This window comes from Actinomadura sp. 7K507 (assembly GCF_004348425.1).
GTDB lineage: Bacteria > Actinomycetota > Actinomycetes > Streptosporangiales > Streptosporangiaceae > Spirillospora.
Genome location: NZ_SMKK01000010.1, coordinates 40011 through 54844 on the forward strand (window position 1 = coordinate 40011; position 14834 = coordinate 54844).

Consider the following 14834-nt stretch of genomic DNA (forward strand, 5'->3'; position numbering starts at 1 on the left):
TTGGCGAGTGCTGTAGGTTGCGGACCGGACATCCGACAGAGCCGGACACCCGGCAGAGAGGCCGGTCGATGCAACCGTTCGAGCTGCCCGACTTCTACGTCCCGTACCCCGCCCGGCTGAACCCGCACCTGCCGGGCGCGCGGACGCACACGATGGCATGGGCCCGCGAGATGAAGATGCTGGACGACGACCGGGATCCCGGCACCCCAGACATCTGGGACGAGCAGGCGCTGGAGTCGATGGACTACGCGCTCCTGTGCGCCTACACCCACCCCGACTGCGACGGACCGGAACTCGACCTCATCACCGACTGGTACGTCTGGGTGTTCTACTTCGACGACCATTTCCTGGAGGTCTTCAAGAAGCCGCAGGACCAGCCCGGCGCCCGGACGTACCTCGACCGGCTGCCGCTGTTCATGTCGCTCGACCCGCCCGAACCCGTGAACGCCGTCGAGCGGGGGCTCGCGGACCTGTGGGCGCGGACCGTCCCGTCGAAGTCGGACGCCTGGCGGGCCCGCTTCTCCGACAGCACGGTGAACCTGCTCCGCGAGTCGCTGTGGGAACTGTCCAACATCAGCACCGGACGCATCCCGAACCCGGTCGAGTACATCGAGATGCGCCGCAAGGTCGGCGGCGCCCCCTGGTCGGCCGACCTGGCCGAGCACGCGGCGGGCGTCGAGATACCCGAGCGCGTCGTCGGGACGCGGCCGATGCGCGTCCTCAAGGACACCTTCTCGGACGGCGTGCACCTGCGGAACGACATCTTCTCCTACCAGCGCGAGACCGAGTCCGAGGGCGAGGTCAACAACTCGGTCCTGGTGATGGAGCGCTTCCTGGACGTGGCGCCCCAGGTCGCCGCCGACACCGTCAACGACCTGCTGACCTCACGGCTACGCCAGTTCGAGAACACCGCCCTCACCGAGCTGCCGCAGATATTCGAGGACCACGCCCTGGACCCCGGTGAACGGGCGAGCGTGGCCGCCTACGTGAAGGCCCTCCAGGACTGGCAGTCCGGCGGCCACGAATGGCACATGCGTTCCAGCCGCTACATGAACAAGAAGTCGCTCGGCATGTCGGCCGCCCGGATTCCCGCCCTGCTGAGATCTGCCCGGATCAGCCTGCCGCACGTCCCGTTCCAGAAGGTCGGGCCGACGCCGCTGCCGGAGTTCGACATCCCGTACCCGCCCCGCGTCAACCCGCACCGCGAGAGCGCCGGCCGCAACGTCGTCGCCTGGGCCCGCGAGATGGGCATGTTCTCGCCGCACCCCCGGCTGCCCGTCCCGGTCTGGACCGAAGAGACCCTCACCGGCATGGGCCTGGAGATCTGCGCCGCGTCCCTCGACCCGGACGCCGGCCCGGAGGCCCTCGACCTCGCGACCCAGTGGCTCGCCTGCGGCACCTACGGCGACGACTTCTTCCCCGCCGTCTTCAACCGCGACCGCGACATGGCCGGCGCGAAACTGTTCAACGCCCGCGCCGCGGAGTTCATGCCGCTGGACTGCGGCGCCACTCCCGTCCCGGAGAACCCCTTCGAAGCCGCCCTGGCCGACGTCTGGCACCGCACCGCCTCCCCCATGGACGGCGACGGCCGCCGCGAGTTCCGCGCCGCCGTCGAGCACATGGTCGAAAGCTGGCTCTGGGAGCTGAACAACCACCTCCAGTCCCGGATCCCCGACCCCGTCGACTACCTGGAGATGCGCCGCCACACGTTCGGCTCCGAGATGACGATGAGCCTCTCCCGGATCGAGCACTCCCACGAGATCCCCGCGCACGTCTTCCGGACCCGCACCCTCCGGGAGATCGACGTCTCCGCGATGGACGTCGCCTGCCTCCTGAACGACTGCTTCTCCTACCAGAAGGAGATCGAGTACGAAGGCGAGCTGAACAACGGGGTCCTGGCCATCGAGAACTTCTTCGGCTGCGGCCGGGACGAGGCCCTCCCCATCGTCAACGACCTCATCACCTCGCGCCGCCGCCAGTTCGAGTACCTGGCCACCGAGGAACTCCCGGCCCTGTCCGACGAACTGGACCTGGACGACACCGCCCGCACGGCCCTGGCGGCCTACATCGACGAACTCCGCGACTGGATGGCCGGCATCCTCAAGTGGCACCGCGAGACCGACCGCTACGACGAACGCGATCCGCTCCCGGGCGTCCCGAAACCCACCGGCCCGGGCACCTCGGCGTTCTACCTGTTCGCCCGCTCAGGCCGGTGACCGCTCCCCGTCCGGCGCGGGACGGGGGGCGGGGATCATCAGGGTGTGGCGCTCGTCCTGGCTGAGCCGCCGGAACACGCGGCTCCGCGCCCGCTCGACGAGCGCCGCGCCGTCGGTCACCGCCTCCCAGATCCGCACCGTCCGATCGTGGGAGGCGGTGGCCAGCCTCGTCCCGTCGGGCGACCAGGCGACGTCCCACACCTCGTCGGTGTGGACGGCCGCCACGCACAGCTCCCGTCCGGTCAGGTGGTCCCACAGCCGGACGGTCCCGTCGGCGGACGCGGTCGCGACCACCCGGGCGTCCGGCGACCACACGATCGTCCCGACCCAGCCGTCGTGCCCGGTCAGGACGGCCACCTCGACGCCCTGCGCGATGTCCCAGACCTTGACCTCGCGATCCTTCGACAGGGCCGCGAGGTATCCGCCGTCCGGCGACCAGGCCATGGCCCGGACGGCGCTCTGCGGCACGTTCAGCAGCATGACCTGCAGACCCGTCCGCGCCTCCCAGACCCGGACTGTCCCGTCGTGCGACGCGCTGGCGAGCCGCTCACCGTCCGGCGACCAGACGACGTCGCGCACGGTGTCCTCATGCCCGCGCAGCACGAGCGGCTCCGCGTCCTCAGGCCCGTGCACCCGGACCGTGCGGTCGTCGGACGCCGAGGCGAGGCGTTCACCATCGGGCGACCAGGCCACGGCCCGCACCCAGTCGCCGTGCCCGCGCAGCACGCTCTCCTCGGCGCCGCCGGCGGTCCAGATCCGCACCGTGCGGTCGCGGGACGCGGTCGCCACCCGCTCCCCGCCGGGCGACCAGGCGACGTCCCACACCTCGTCGGTGTGCCCCCGCAGGACCAGGGGCCCGCCGTCGGCCCAGATCCGCGCCGTGCCGTCGTAGGACGCGGAGACGAGCCGCCCGCCTGCGGACCAGTCGACCGCCGCGACCGCACCGGCGTGCCCGCGCAGCACGCTGAGCTCCGCGGCGCACTCGGTGTCCCAGAACCGGACGGTCTGGTCGTCGGAGCCGCTGGCCAGCCGCACCCCGTCCGGTGAGAAGGCCACCGAGCGGACGGCGTCGCGGTGCCCGCGGAACACGCCGAGCTCGGCACCGTCCCCCGCCGACCAGAGCCGGATCGTCCGGTCGTGGGACGCGGTGACGAGCCGACCGCCGTCCCGCGACCAGGCGGCGGACCACACCAGGTCGGCGTGCCCGCGCATCACCGCCTCCGACGCACCGGTCGAGGCGTGCCACACCCGCGCCGTGCGGTCATAGGACGCGCTCGCCAGCCGGGTGCCGTCCGGTGACCAGGCGACCATCCGGACGGTGTTCTCGTGGCCGCGCCAGGCCGACAGCTCGCGGCCGGTCGCCGCGTCCCAGACGCGGATCGTCCGGTCGTCGGAGCCGCTCGCGATCCGGTTGCCGTCCGGCGACCAGGCCACATGCCTGACCCAGCCCTCGTGGCCGCGCAGCGTCGTGGACGTCCCGTCCGGCACGTCCCATATCCGGATGTCTCCGTCACGGGACGCGGAAACCACGCGCGTGCCGTCCGGTGACCAGTCGACCGACCACACCATGTCGCCGTGCCCGCGCAGCAACGCGACCCGCGCACGGGACGCGACGTCCCAGACCCGGACCGTTCCGTCGTCCGAAGCGGAGGCCAACCGCGAACCGTCAGGTGACCACGCCACCGACGAGACGGTCTTCTCGTGCCCCTGCAGCACGGCCACCTCGGTCCCACCGTCCTCCAGCCTCCACACCCGGACGGTGTGGTCCGAGGACGCGGTCGCCAGCAGCGAACCGTCGGGCGACCACGCCACCGCCCACACCCGGTCCTCGTGGCCGCGAAGGACGCCCCGCATCCGGGACACCGCGAACCCGGCCGACAGCGCCCGCCTGGCGAGCGGCGTCGGCGCGCACTCCTCGTGCGCCGCCAGGGCCAGCAGCAGGCTGTGCTCGGGATCGGTCTGGAACGAGGTGAGCGCCTGCCTCGCGATCGAGTCGGCGAGCCTTTGCATCGCCACACCGTCCGACCGGTGGGAGATCTCGACGAACTCGACGGCCAGCGGCTCGATGGCGGCCAGCCCTTCCGCCTCGGCGATCCACTTGCGCGCCCCGGAAAGCCGCTCGCCGCGCAGCAGATAGGCTTCCTGCCGCCCGTAGCGGTCCCACTCGGCGGCCCACTGCTCGAGGTCGGCGATCCGGCGCAGCACCTCGGCGTGCAGCGCGATCGTCTGCCGCAGCGGCGCCCACGCGGAGAACAGCGCCTCGTGCGAGACCTCGAACACCGACTCGTCGCCGTCCCGCCCGCTGGTGCACAGCCGCTCCCGGACGAAGGCGTCCACGACCAGCCGCCCCGGCTCATCGAGTTCGCTGCCCGGCACCCGCCGCCGCGTCGGCCGCCCCTCGGTGAACTTGACGAACTTCAGCAGCGTCGGCAGGACGGGCGGGGAGGGCTCCAGCGCCTCCAGCTCCCCCATCAGCCGGTCGGCCCGCCGCGTCAGCGCGCCGTCGACGCCGCCCGTCCGGCGGTAGTCCTCCAGCGTGATCGTGCCGTTTCGCCCGACGTGCAGGTAGAGCTCGTGCAGCAGGTAGGCGAGCAGCGGCAGCGCCGTCCCGTCCCGGGTGTCCTCGGCCATCTGCGCGACCAGCTCGGGCGGCTCGAACGTGATCCCGGCCCGCTCCGCGGGCTCCCGTATCACCGTCCGCAACGCGGCCCGGTCGAGCGCCGTCACCGTGAACGGATGCCGGAACATGTCGGCGCATTCACCGCTCAGGAACGTGGTCAGGAACTCGGCCCGGAACACGAAGACGACCCACAACTTGTGGTCGGCCTCCACCACGTCCCGGAGCATCCCGAGGAAGGCGTCGCGTTCACCGTCTCCGGTCAGCGTCAGGAGTTCCTCGGCCTGATCGACGACGACCAGCACGGAGCGATTCCGCCGCCCGATCCGGAGCGCGTCCACCCGCCGCCGGAGTTCTCCGGGCTCCCGCCGCAGCTCTTCCGCGATCTCCTCGGCATCAGCACCAAGCGCATCGGCAAGGCAAAAGGCCAGACACCGGAACGGATCGTCCTCCGGGGTCATCGACGGAACCACGACCCACCGCCGCTGCTGCACCAGCCTCGGCAGCAGCCCCGCATGGATCAGCGACGACTTGCCCACTCCGGACGGCCCCGTCACCGCGATCGACCGCGGCTCACTCCCCGGCCGAAGCCGCTCGACCAGCTCCTGGATCTCACCGTCCCGCCCGAAGAAGACCCCGTCGTCGTCCTCGGTGAACGCGTCCAGCCCCGGATACGGCGACCGGTCGCCCTTCCACCCCGGCCGCGCGAGATTCCGCCGCTCCTGCCCCTTCTCCCACGCCAGCACGAGCGGAATCAGCAGCATGCACACCACGATGACCGGAAGCGCCCACTCCTGGACGACATGCGTCGTCTGCGGCGAGACCTGCAAGGCGAGCCCCAGCAACGCCACCAGCAGGATCATCAGATATCCCGGAAAAACCGGCCCCTGCCGCCGCCGCATACCCCGACCTCCGAGTCACCAAGCCCATCCAATGCTACGTCCACACGCTTCAGATGATCACCGCATCCGGCCCCCGCCAGAGGCCGGCCAGGCGGAAGTGCAAGAAGTTGCATCTAGAATGCAGCAAAGTACACTTCAACGCATGGCTGCTGAGCCCAGAAAGCGCAAAGCCAGGGCGGCACGCGACCATGGCGAGGCAAGGGCCCAGACTCTCGGGTTCTCTGTCCAGGCCGAGGATCGGCCCGTCCTCGATGAGCTCGTCGACTACTTCGGCGACGGGAACAGGTCGGCGTACCTGCGCGCCACCTACCGGGTCATGAAGTCGATCATGCTTGCGGAGCAGATGCGCGACCTCCAGGCCTATGGGCAGCAACGCACCGCGGAACTCGGGATCGAGCCCGCCGACGTGCCCGAGCGGATCCGGGAGTTCCTCAAAGGCGAGGACGGCACCTGACCATGCCGGCACCCGTGGTCTATGACATCAACGTGCTCGTGACGGCCGCGGCGACCGGCAACAGCCCGTTCCGATCGTGGCCGTCGCCACCACCGACGTCCGGAAACTCCTCCGCCGACTGTCTGGGCGTCGCAAATGACGCCGTGGAGTTCTCCCTGTGGCTGTCCCCGCACATCCTGCGGAACATCGAGCGGATCCTCGTGGACCTGTTCAAGTGGGAGGAAGGCCAGGCAGGCGCGTACTTGACCGCGCTCGTCGCCATCGCCGAGCACAGCGAGGGTGACGTGGTCGACCCGCCGCGCACGGTGCATGACTGTCCCGACCACGAGGACAACTTGTTTCTCGACCTCGCCACCGAGGTGGGGGCACTGCTGGTCGTCAGCAACGACGCCGACCTGATCTCCATGTCGCCGTGGCGAGGAACCCCCATCGTCACGCCGGACATCTTCCGCCAAAAGGTGGAAGGAATGCGCCGCCACGCCCGCCGCCGCCAATGACCCACCATCAGAGGCTCGCTGTCTACCTGTCCACCCGCCCAATCCGCTGACCGCTCCCCTCCAGAGGACAGGCAGTGCTCGCCGCCTCGCTTTGTGAACGCGCAGTGGCCGTCCCTGCCCAGCAGCACGATTGAATGGTCAGAGACGTGGGTCCGGGCCCTCGGTGATCCCCCAAGTCTCCGCGAGTAGGCCGTTGTCGATGCGGAAGATCTCGATCAGCATGGGCTGCGTGCCGCCGTCCGGGGCTGCCATACCCTCGACGGACGAGCGGATGGCGACCTTGTCGCCGTCGACCAGAATGTCGTCGGCGACGACGCGCATGGCTGGGAACTGGGCGACGGCCTGGCGCCAGGCGTCCTTGCCCGCCTCGAACCCGGTGGCGCCGAGCGGGTGGTTGGCGAAGTCGGGGGTGAACAGGTCGGCTGCCTGGTCGAACTGCCGGGTGTTGAAGCACTCCTGCATCCGCAGCACCAGAGCGCTTGCTTCCTCACGTGTGGTCATCGCAGTGGTCTCCTCCTGACTGGGGGTCCGGTCATGGTGAACAGCGCGGGGCGATAACCGGGGCGACGCCCCGGTACTGCTGGAGAGCATACGGGGCGGCGCCCCGGTTATGCTAGGACGCGATGTCCAGCCGACCGCGTGAGCGCGCTGCAGCCAAGTCCGCAATGGCTCCCGGAAATGACCGGGAGCTGCGAGCCGATGCGCGCCGCAACCGTGAGCGGGTGCTGCGGACCGCACAGCAGCTGTTCGCAACCGAGGGCCTTGGCATCTCGCTCGACGAGATCGCTCGCCGCGCAGGTGTTGGTCCCGGCACCGTCCACCGGCACTTCCCCACCAAGCAGGCGCTGTTTCTTGCTGTCGCGATCGATCAGCTCAGGCAACTGGTTGCGGAGGGGGAGGCCCTCACCGGCACCGATGATCCGGCCGCCCTGTTCACACTGCTGTCGTCGATGATGGCTTCGGGCGCGGAGAACGCAGCGGTGAAAAGCGCGCTCGCGGCCGCCGAATTCGACTTGCGCAGCGCCGACCCGCGCGTCGCCGCAGACCTCACGCGTCAGGTCGCGGGCCTGCTCGATCGCGCGCATTCCGCCGGCGTCGTGCGTCGCGACGTCGCTGTCGATGAGGTGATGGCACTCGTTGCCGGTGCCTTCGCCGCGATCCGCCACGCCGACGCAGAGACCAACCGCGAACGCTCAGCGCACATCGCTCAGATCATCATCGACGGGCTACGGCCCCAGCCGCGTTAGCACAATCCGCGGGCATGTCGCCTCGGTTTGGGGCTCACGGGTGGACCTCGACCGGGCCGAAGTCTCCGCTGGTAGGCCGGACGGCCGTCTTCGTGCTGCCGGTGATCAGCCTTGATGCGCGCCGTGGCTCGCCACCCGGCGATCACCTCGTCAATGGACGAATCCAGGTCGAGTTCCGCCGCGTCCGAGAGAGCCTCGACCAGCTCCACGGTGAACGCGCACACCTCCTCGGTACTGAGGTGGCACGCCCACGGAAACACCTCCGGCACGCCAAGTAGCAAATCACGGGCACCTGCGTCGCGCTCCCAAGAGCAGGAAAGATCCGGGAGGCGGTTGCCAGCGTCTCATCGTGCTGCCTCGGTGGGGCCGAGGTCGGCCGGGCGGGCGGGGCCGTGGGCTTGCTCGTGGCGAGCCCTCATCACTTGCTCTTGGCGCGCCCTCATCAGTCGTGCGTTCGCGGATGTCATGGCGGGCTCTTTCCTGCGGTTGCTTGTGCTCGTGTACCGGTCGCGCGTGCTTTGAGGAGGTCTGCCACGTCGTTGAGGCCCATCTCGATGCGTCCGTGAACGCGCGGGTTGAGGAGCACTGTGCCGTCGAAGTCGCCCGACGATGCGAAGACCGAGACGGGGACGGTCAGTGCCTGGAAGAAGGCGAAAAGCGGCCGGAGCGCGTGTTCCAGGACGAGCGCGTGGTGCTCGCCTCCGCCGGTCGCGGCCAGCAGGACGGGCTTGTTGGCAAGCGCGTACTGCTCGACGAGGTCGAAGAAGTGCTTGAAGACGCCGGTGTAGGAGCCGCGGAATACGGGTGTCGCGGCGATCAGGAAGTCGGCGTTCTCGGCCAGCTTCAGGGCGGCTTCCACATCCGTCGTGACGTCGTCGCGCTCGCGCGCATCGGTGAGACCCGGACCGAGGTCGTAGACGTCGATCCGGGACGTTTCGACCGGGAGTATCCCCGCCAGCATGTCCAGGACGACGTCGACGAGGCCCATCGTCTTGGACTGCCGGCTCGGGCTACCGTTCACGACCACCACGCGCAGCGCCGCGTTGTTCGCGGGCGGGGCCGTTTCGGCGGCCAGTGAGTAGATGGCGCCGGTCATGCCGCCACCCCCGCACGTGCGACCTCGCGGCGCACGACCGGTGCGACCTCGGTGCCGAGCCGCTCGATGGCCTCCAGGTGCTCCTTCTGCGGCATCCCGCCGAACCCCATCTGGATGATGGCCCGGTTCAGGCCGTACAACTCGTGGTAGGTCAGCAGCTTGTCGATGACCTCCTGCGAGCTGCCCACCAGCAGACCGGCCCTCGGCGAGGCCTGCCCGTCGAACGTCATCCGGGGCAGAGGGAATCCCTGCCCCCGCTGGTGGTTGTTCTCCGCCATCCCCTTCGCGAAATAGGGGTACATGACGTCTCGCGCACTCTGGCTCGTTCGTCCGACGTACCCGTGGGTGTTGATGCTGATCGGCAATGCGGCCGCGTCGTGGCCCGCTTCCTCGGCGGACGCGCGGTAAAGCTCGACGGTCTGCTCGTGGAACGTGATCGGGCCCAGCAGCAGCGCCAACGCCATCGGAAGACCCAGCTTGCCCGTGCTGATCGCCGACGCCGGCGATCCGCCGACCCCGACCCAGATCGGCAGGCCGTCGCCGTCCGCGCGGGGAGCGATGTCGGCGTCGACGAGCGGGGCCCGCAGGCGCCCTTGCCAGGTGACCGGGTTCCGCTCGCGGATCTTGAGCAGCAGATCGAGCTTCTCCCGGAAGAGGTCCGCGTAGTCGCTCAGGTCGTATCCGAACAGCGGGAAGGACTCGGTGTAGGAGCCGCGTCCCGCGATGATCTCCGCGCGGCCTCGCGACAGCAGGTCGATCGTCGCGAACTGTTCCCAGACGCGCACGGGGTCTTCGGAGCCGAGCACGGTGACCGAGCTCGTCAGCCGGATACGTTCGGTCGCCTCGGCCGCGGCGGCCAGCAGGATGGCGGGAGCCGATCCCACGAAGTCGGAGCGGTGGTGCTCGCCGACGCCGAACACGTCGAGCCCCACCTCGTCGGCGACCTTCGCCTGCTCGATCGTCTCGCGAACGCGCTGCCGCGGCGACGGCAGTTCGCCTGTCTTGGGATCCTCCGTGACCTCACCGAAGGTCATGATCCCGATCTCGAACGCCATCTCGGTCCCCTCCTTGCCTCAGCGGAGCCGAGGGCCGTGTGTCCTCAGCTCGTACGTAGCGAAACAACTTGCCTGCGCAGATAAATATTCCGGTTACGTTGTGGATCGTGAGCCGGATACTGTTCCGCCATGGCGGACGAACCCCTGCGAGACCTGGAACAAGAGGCTTGGGAAGGGTTCCTGCGGACTCATGAACGTCTCTGGCGCGAGATGGAGGCGAGGCTCGCCTCGTTGACCGTTTGCATGGCCGAGTACAGCGTGCTGGCCCTGCTCGGCTCCGCGGGCGCTGCTTCGCAGGGTGTGGCGTCAGCACCACGATGATCTCCGCACGCTGTTCTTCGACCGGCTGGACGACGACGACCTCCAACGGCTCGCCGACATCTGGGGCCGTCTCGCCCCTTCCTCCGAACCCGGCTGATCTCACTCCCACACCGCCGCCGGGCCACATCTCGATATGACGCGCTCTTGAGCCTCGGAAGGCCGATCACCCGGCAGAGGGAGTGGGATCACTCTGACTGCCGAGGTGCCGCGGCCGCGGTCGATGCGAAGGTCACCGCATGAGCGGTTCGGGACGTGTTGGACGAGTGATGAACGGGCCCTGGCGCTCCTGGTGGCGGCAATGGCCGCGATGGGTGGTCCGGGCGACGATGGTGTGGGCGCTGGCGTACGCCGCCTTCGGGCTTGCGTGCGCGTTCAGCGGGACCTCGCTGCTCTACCGCGGTGACGATGCCGGGCCCCCCGCGCTGGGCTTGGCGGTGGCGGGGGTGGGTGCGCTGGCGATGCTGGCCTGTGCAGCGGTGGTGCGGTACGGGCTGCGGCCTGCGCCGAGGGTGTTGCTGTGGGTGGTCTGCGGGCTGGCGGGGATCGCCGCGTTCGGCTTGCTGATGGACATCATCACGCTGATGTTCGGCCAAGGGCTGGACAGCCGGGCGGCTGCCGTGAACCACGCGCTGGCGGCGACCGGGGTGCTCCTACTGGCGGCCACCGCCCGGTCCGACCGCTGCCCGTCCCGCGTACCGGCCCCGTCCACCAACGCCGGCGGCCCGGTGCCCGCAGCCGCCTCCCGGCCGGTGCACCTCGCCGCCTGCGCCGGTACGGCTGCCTTTCTTCCGTACATGGCGATGAAGCTGATCTGGGCGTCCGGCGGCACCTTCGCCGGGATGACCGGCGAGGAGATGCTCGCGATCTCCAAGCGCAACGGCGCCTCGGGGATCTGGCTCATCCTGGAGTCCTGGGGGCTCGACGGCACCGCATTGCTGGCCGCGCTCGGCGTCTTCCTGCTCTGGGGGCTGGTCCGCCCGTGGGGCCAGGTCTTCCCGCGCTGGACGCTGTTGCTGCGCGGCCGCCGCGTGCCGCGCTGGCTCCCTCTGACCCCGGCCCTGATCGGCGCCGCCACTCTCGCTCCCTACGGGGTGGTCGGGATCGGCTATTGCGCTCTGGCCACGGTCGGCGCGGTGTCGATGGGGCGCGGAGACTTCCACACCGCGGGTGACGCGCTGGTGGTCGGCTGGATCGGCTTGGCCGCGTTCGCGGTGTATGGGGCCGCGCTGACCGTCGCCGCCCGCTCGTACTGGCTTCGGACCCGCGTCGGGGTGCCCATCAGAGGTCGTACGCGCCCCGCCTGATCCGCGACACCAGGGCGGACCACACGTCCCGGTCCAAGGCCAGGACGCCGCCCTCCGGGTTCTTCGAGTCCCGGACGAGATGTTGGGATCCGAGGGTGCCGGTTTCCACACAGCCGTTGCCGCCGTCGCTGTAGCTGCTCTTGCGAAAGACGACCCGTCCAAGATCCATGCTGGCCATCTCGCTCCTCCGTGCGCTGGTCATCGGAGATCGAACTCCCCCCGCGTGATCTGCACCATCAGAGCGGCCCACAGGTCCCGGTCCAAGGCCAGGACGCCACCGTCTGGATCCTTGGAGTCGCGCACGGCGTTCGCACCGTAAACCCGGCCGACCTCCACGCATTCACCACCCGAGCTGCCGCTGTGAGAACTCTTGCGCCAAGAAACGCGATTCAAGGCGGCTTCTTCCGTCACGAGACCTCGTCTCCTTGTCATGCCAGCTCTGAGGCTGCGTTCTCGATCAGGGCGATCGACTCGAGCGGAGGCGTTGGAGTGGCCATCAGAGGTCGTACGCGCCCCGCTTGATCCGCGACATCAGGGCAGTCCACACACCCCGGTCCAAGGCCAGGACGCCGCCCTCCGGGTTCTTCGAGTCCCGGACGAGTTGGCGCGAGTCGAGCACGCAGGTCTCAACGCAACCGTTGGCGCCCTCGCTGTGGCTGCTCTTGCGGAAAACGGCCCTGCCGAGGGGGAGGCTGGACACTTTGTCCCTCCATGTATTCATTGTCGCGCTAGTCGTTCGAGCATAGCCAGTGACTCCTCGGGGCTCAGCGCCATGGCCGCCATCTGCTCGAACGCCAGCGAATACGTATGCACCTCCTTCTCGTCCTCGATGTACAGGGCGCTGGTCATGTTCTCGACGTACACGACGTTCGGGGTGAAACGCTGGGGGAAGCCCATGACGGCGAAGCTGCCGACTACGCCAGGGTGGCCGCCTGCGGCAACCGGCATGATCTGGAACATCACGTTGGGTAGGTCGGTCAGTTCGATGATGCGGCGGTACTGAGCACGCATCACCTCGGGGCCGCCGATGACGCGCCCAAGCGCCGTCTCGTCCAGGATCGTCCAGAGTCGTGCCGGCTCCTCGCGTTCCATCCACGCCTTCTGCCGCGCCATCCGAGCCGCGACGCGGCGCTCCACCTCTGACATGGGAGAGAACCGCATCAAGATCGATTTGGCCACGTGGTGCGTGTACTCGCCGGTCTGCATCAGACCGTGCACCGCGCCGGAACTTTGGGTCTGGGCGCGGACCGTCCCGGCGCCGCAGCTCGTCGTGTCCGTCTTCGACTGCGCGCGGACGTCGCTGCCCCGCACGTCCGAGGCCGGGCTGCTCTGCGAGCGCGGGAAGGGGCTGGAACTCGTCCGCGAAGTCACCGCCGACTGGGGTGGTGCGCCGACGCGGTCCCGCGTCGGCACCGGAGCCGTTCCCGGCAAAGCGGTCTGGTTCGCGCTGCCTCTCCCCCGGAACTGGCCCGGCCTGGGTTACAAGGTGCACCCGGGGACGGCCGCGCAGTGCCTCCTGCTCAACGTCACGCGGCGCGGCTTCGAAGGGACACGCAGCACAGGTGCGGACGGCATCTCCGTCGTGATGCTCCCCGGCCTCAACGTCTGGGTCCACCCCGAGCACTTCTGCTGGCGGTCCGGCCCGCGCCGCTACCTGCGACGTCCCCTCATCGACCTCCAGGAGACCACCGAACACGTCGTCCGCTACCTCGACAGCCTCGACGCTCCCCACTCGATCATGCTTGTGGAATAGGTGCTCCGCTAAGCGGAAGGTTCCATTCTTGACGCGCTCCCCGGCATGAATGCCGGGGATTCGGCCTGTGCCGCGCCGTTGCCGGTGCGGTCACTTCCGTGGCTTCCTGCTTCACCGGGCTGTGCCCCAGACGAGCCGGGGTCTTAGCTGCCCTCCACAGGCGTTTAAAGGTCTCCGCCTCCCCCGACGCCCGGGGGTTTCCGTCCGGCGGCGACCAGAGGCATCACCCGGAGGCGATGCGGCGTCCCTCGTTCAGGATGTTGCGGGCGGCGTTGACGTCGCGGTCGTGCCCGGCCCCGCACTCGGTGCAGGTCCAGGCGCGGACGTGCAGGGGTTTGGGGCCGTCGCGGTGCCCGCACCCCGAGCACAGCTGCGAGGACGGGAACGCGCGGCCCACCCGCGCGAACGTCCGCCCATACCTGGCCGTCTTGTACTCCAGCATCGCGGTGAACGCCGACCAGCCCGCGTCGTGCACCGACTTGGCCAGGCGGGTGCGCGCCAGTCCCTTCACGTTCAGCGTCTCCACGTAGACCGCTTGGTTGTCGCGGGCCAGTTCGGTGGAGAGCCGGTGGTGGAAGTCGCGGCGCGCATCGGCGACCTTCGCGTGCGCGCGGGCCACGTTCAGGCGTGCCTTGTCGCGGTTGTTCGAGCCCTTCTGCTTGCGCGACAGCGCCTGCTGGGCTCTGCGGAGCTTCTTGGCGGCGCGGCGCAGGAACCGCGGAGAATCGATCTTCCGGCCGTCCGAGAGGACCGCGAAGCAGTCCAGCCCCAGGTCGATGCCCACACCATCCCCGGCGCCGGCGCCGGGGAGCGGGCCGCCGGTCTCGACCACGAACGAGCAGAAGTACCGGCCCGCCGCGTCCTTGATCACCGTCACCGTGGCCGGGACCGACGGCAGCGCCCGCGACCACTTCACTTTCACCTCGCCGATCTTGGGCAGTGCGAGTTTGCCGCCTTCGGTGATCGACCAGCGGGCGTTGGCGGTGAACCGGATCGCTTGGCGCCGGTCCTTGCGGGACTTGAACCGCGGCGCCCCCACCCGGGGGCGTTTGCCCGCCAGGCCGTCGAAGAACGCCCGGTAGGCGGCCTCCAGATCCCGCAGCGACTGCTGCAGAACCACCGATGACACCTCGCCCAGCCAGCACCGCCCGGGCGTCTTCTTCGCCGCCGTCATGGCCGCCGACAGCTCGGCCGCCTTCGGGAACGGCAGCCCCGCCTCTCGGGCGGTCTGCCGCGCCCGCAGGCCGTCGTTGAACACCACCCGCGCGCACCCGAACGCCCGCGCCAGCGACTGCTGCTGCCCGCGGGTCGGGTAGACCCGGAACACATACCGAAGATGCACACCGTGACCATAGCATTACCGTGTGTTCGA

The 14834-nt window shown here is 69.5% G+C and carries 15 protein-coding genes; 6 read left to right on the plus strand and 9 right to left on the minus strand.

Features of this window, described 5'->3' with window-relative positions; translation table 11 throughout:
* Nucleotides 1-68 precede the first annotated feature (68 nt).
* The gene (locus E1285_RS04100; RefSeq protein WP_132148162.1) at nucleotides 69-2216 is read left to right on the plus strand and encodes a germacradienol/geosmin synthase; all 2148 of its coding nucleotides are present in this window, start codon (nucleotides 69-71) and stop codon (nucleotides 2214-2216) included.
* Here the strand turns inward: E1285_RS04100 and E1285_RS04105 are convergent.
* Nucleotides 2205-5696 carry a WD40 repeat domain-containing protein gene (locus E1285_RS04105; RefSeq protein ID WP_165966449.1) on the minus strand — a complete coding sequence of 1164 codons (3492 nt, stop codon included), beginning with the start codon at nucleotides 5694-5696 and terminating at the stop codon, nucleotides 2205-2207. The two genes, E1285_RS04100 and E1285_RS04105, sit on opposite strands and share 12 nt — an antisense overlap.
* Before the next feature lie 181 nt (nucleotides 5697-5877).
* On the opposite strand from E1285_RS04105, the gene E1285_RS04110 reads away from it, so the two are divergent.
* Nucleotides 5878-6189 carry a hypothetical protein gene (locus tag E1285_RS04110; protein ID WP_132148166.1) on the plus strand — a complete coding sequence of 104 codons (312 nt, stop codon included), beginning with the start codon at nucleotides 5878-5880 and terminating at the stop codon, nucleotides 6187-6189.
* A 2-nt stretch (nucleotides 6190-6191) separates the two neighbouring features.
* Nucleotides 6192-6686 carry a PIN domain-containing protein gene (locus tag E1285_RS04115; RefSeq protein WP_132148168.1) on the plus strand — a complete coding sequence of 165 codons (495 nt, stop codon included), beginning with the start codon at nucleotides 6192-6194 and terminating at the stop codon, nucleotides 6684-6686.
* 138 nt (nucleotides 6687-6824) lie between these two features.
* On the opposite strand, the gene E1285_RS04120 is transcribed toward E1285_RS04115, so the two are convergent.
* The gene (locus E1285_RS04120) at nucleotides 6825-7187 is read right to left on the minus strand and encodes a nuclear transport factor 2 family protein (protein ID WP_132148170.1); all 363 of its coding nucleotides are present in this window, start codon (nucleotides 7185-7187) and stop codon (nucleotides 6825-6827) included.
* A gap of 122 nt (nucleotides 7188-7309) precedes the next feature.
* Between E1285_RS04120 and E1285_RS04125 the strand changes: the two genes are divergently transcribed.
* Complete coding sequence (locus E1285_RS04125; RefSeq protein ID WP_132148172.1) at nucleotides 7310-7933, plus strand: TetR/AcrR family transcriptional regulator; 624 nt, start codon at nucleotides 7310-7312, stop codon at nucleotides 7931-7933.
* A 463-nt stretch (nucleotides 7934-8396) separates the two neighbouring features.
* Here the strand turns inward: E1285_RS04125 and E1285_RS04135 are convergent, their stop codons facing one another.
* Both E1285_RS04135 and E1285_RS04140 read right to left on the minus strand, forming a co-directional pair.
* The gene (locus E1285_RS04135) at nucleotides 8397-9029 is read right to left on the minus strand and encodes an NAD(P)H-dependent oxidoreductase (protein WP_132148174.1); all 633 of its coding nucleotides are present in this window, start codon (nucleotides 9027-9029) and stop codon (nucleotides 8397-8399) included.
* A complete protein-coding gene (locus E1285_RS04140; RefSeq protein ID WP_132148176.1) occupies nucleotides 9026-10084 on the minus strand; it encodes an LLM class flavin-dependent oxidoreductase in 1059 nt (352 codons plus the stop codon). Before E1285_RS04140 ends, E1285_RS04135 begins: the two co-directional genes overlap by 4 nt.
* Nucleotides 10085-10671: 587 nt before the next feature.
* On the opposite strand from E1285_RS04140, the gene E1285_RS45310 reads away from it, so the two are divergent.
* Nucleotides 10672-11709, plus strand: a complete 1038-nt coding sequence (locus E1285_RS45310) for a hypothetical protein (RefSeq protein ID WP_207946383.1) — start codon at nucleotides 10672-10674, stop codon at nucleotides 11707-11709.
* Here E1285_RS45310 and E1285_RS04150 read toward each other — a convergent pair.
* From E1285_RS04150 to E1285_RS04165, 4 genes are all read right to left on the minus strand, one after another.
* Complete coding sequence (locus E1285_RS04150; RefSeq protein WP_243722538.1) at nucleotides 11684-11911, minus strand: DUF397 domain-containing protein; 228 nt, start codon at nucleotides 11909-11911, stop codon at nucleotides 11684-11686. The two genes, E1285_RS45310 and E1285_RS04150, sit on opposite strands and share 26 nt — an antisense overlap.
* Nucleotides 11908-12120, minus strand: coding sequence for a DUF397 domain-containing protein (locus E1285_RS04155; protein WP_243722539.1), 213 nt, complete (start codon nucleotides 12118-12120; stop codon nucleotides 11908-11910). Before E1285_RS04155 ends, E1285_RS04150 begins: the two co-directional genes overlap by 4 nt.
* A gap of 85 nt (nucleotides 12121-12205) precedes the next feature.
* A complete protein-coding gene (locus E1285_RS04160) occupies nucleotides 12206-12409 on the minus strand; it encodes a DUF397 domain-containing protein (RefSeq protein WP_243722540.1) in 204 nt (67 codons plus the stop codon).
* 17 nt (nucleotides 12410-12426) lie between these two features.
* The gene (locus E1285_RS04165) at nucleotides 12427-12915 is read right to left on the minus strand and encodes a DUF5753 domain-containing protein (protein WP_243722541.1); all 489 of its coding nucleotides are present in this window, start codon (nucleotides 12913-12915) and stop codon (nucleotides 12427-12429) included.
* On the opposite strand from E1285_RS04165, the gene E1285_RS04170 reads away from it, so the two are divergent.
* The gene (locus E1285_RS04170; protein WP_132148184.1) at nucleotides 12854-13462 is read left to right on the plus strand and encodes a hypothetical protein; all 609 of its coding nucleotides are present in this window, start codon (nucleotides 12854-12856) and stop codon (nucleotides 13460-13462) included. The genes E1285_RS04165 and E1285_RS04170 overlap by 62 nt on opposite strands.
* Before the next feature lie 223 nt (nucleotides 13463-13685).
* Here the strand turns inward: E1285_RS04170 and E1285_RS04175 are convergent, their stop codons facing one another.
* Nucleotides 13686-14804, minus strand: a complete 1119-nt coding sequence (locus tag E1285_RS04175) for an RNA-guided endonuclease TnpB family protein (RefSeq protein WP_132148186.1) — start codon at nucleotides 14802-14804, stop codon at nucleotides 13686-13688.
* Between the last annotated feature and the right edge of the window lie 30 nt (nucleotides 14805-14834).

Bases quoted from the DNA above. Each gene is read 5' to 3' on its own strand.
- E1285_RS04100 (WP_132148162.1), top strand. From the start codon at position 69: ATGCAACCGTTCGAGCTGCCCGACTTCTACGTCCCGTACCCCGCCCGG.
- E1285_RS04105 (WP_165966449.1), bottom strand. From the start codon at position 5,696: ATGATCCTGCTGGTGGCGTTGCTGGGGCTCGCCTTGCAGGTCTCGCCG.
- E1285_RS04110 (WP_132148166.1), top strand. From the start codon at position 5,878: ATGGCTGCTGAGCCCAGAAAGCGCAAAGCCAGGGCGGCACGCGACCAT.
- E1285_RS04115 (WP_132148168.1), top strand. From the start codon at position 6,192: ATGCCGGCACCCGTGGTCTATGACATCAACGTGCTCGTGACGGCCGCG.
- E1285_RS04120 (WP_132148170.1), bottom strand. From the start codon at position 7,187: ATGACCACACGTGAGGAAGCAAGCGCTCTGGTGCTGCGGATGCAGGAG.
- E1285_RS04125 (WP_132148172.1), top strand. From the start codon at position 7,310: ATGTCCAGCCGACCGCGTGAGCGCGCTGCAGCCAAGTCCGCAATGGCT.
- E1285_RS04135 (WP_132148174.1), bottom strand. From the start codon at position 9,029: ATGACCGGCGCCATCTACTCACTGGCCGCCGAAACGGCCCCGCCCGCG.
- E1285_RS04140 (WP_132148176.1), bottom strand. From the start codon at position 10,084: ATGGCGTTCGAGATCGGGATCATGACCTTCGGTGAGGTCACGGAGGAT.
- E1285_RS45310 (WP_207946383.1), top strand. From the start codon at position 10,672: ATGAACGGGCCCTGGCGCTCCTGGTGGCGGCAATGGCCGCGATGGGTG.
- E1285_RS04150 (WP_243722538.1), bottom strand. From the start codon at position 11,911: ATGACCAGCGCACGGAGGAGCGAGATGGCCAGCATGGATCTTGGACGG.
- E1285_RS04170 (WP_132148184.1), top strand. From the start codon at position 12,854: ATGGGAGAGAACCGCATCAAGATCGATTTGGCCACGTGGTGCGTGTAC.
- E1285_RS04165 (WP_243722541.1), bottom strand. From the start codon at position 12,915: ATGCAGACCGGCGAGTACACGCACCACGTGGCCAAATCGATCTTGATG.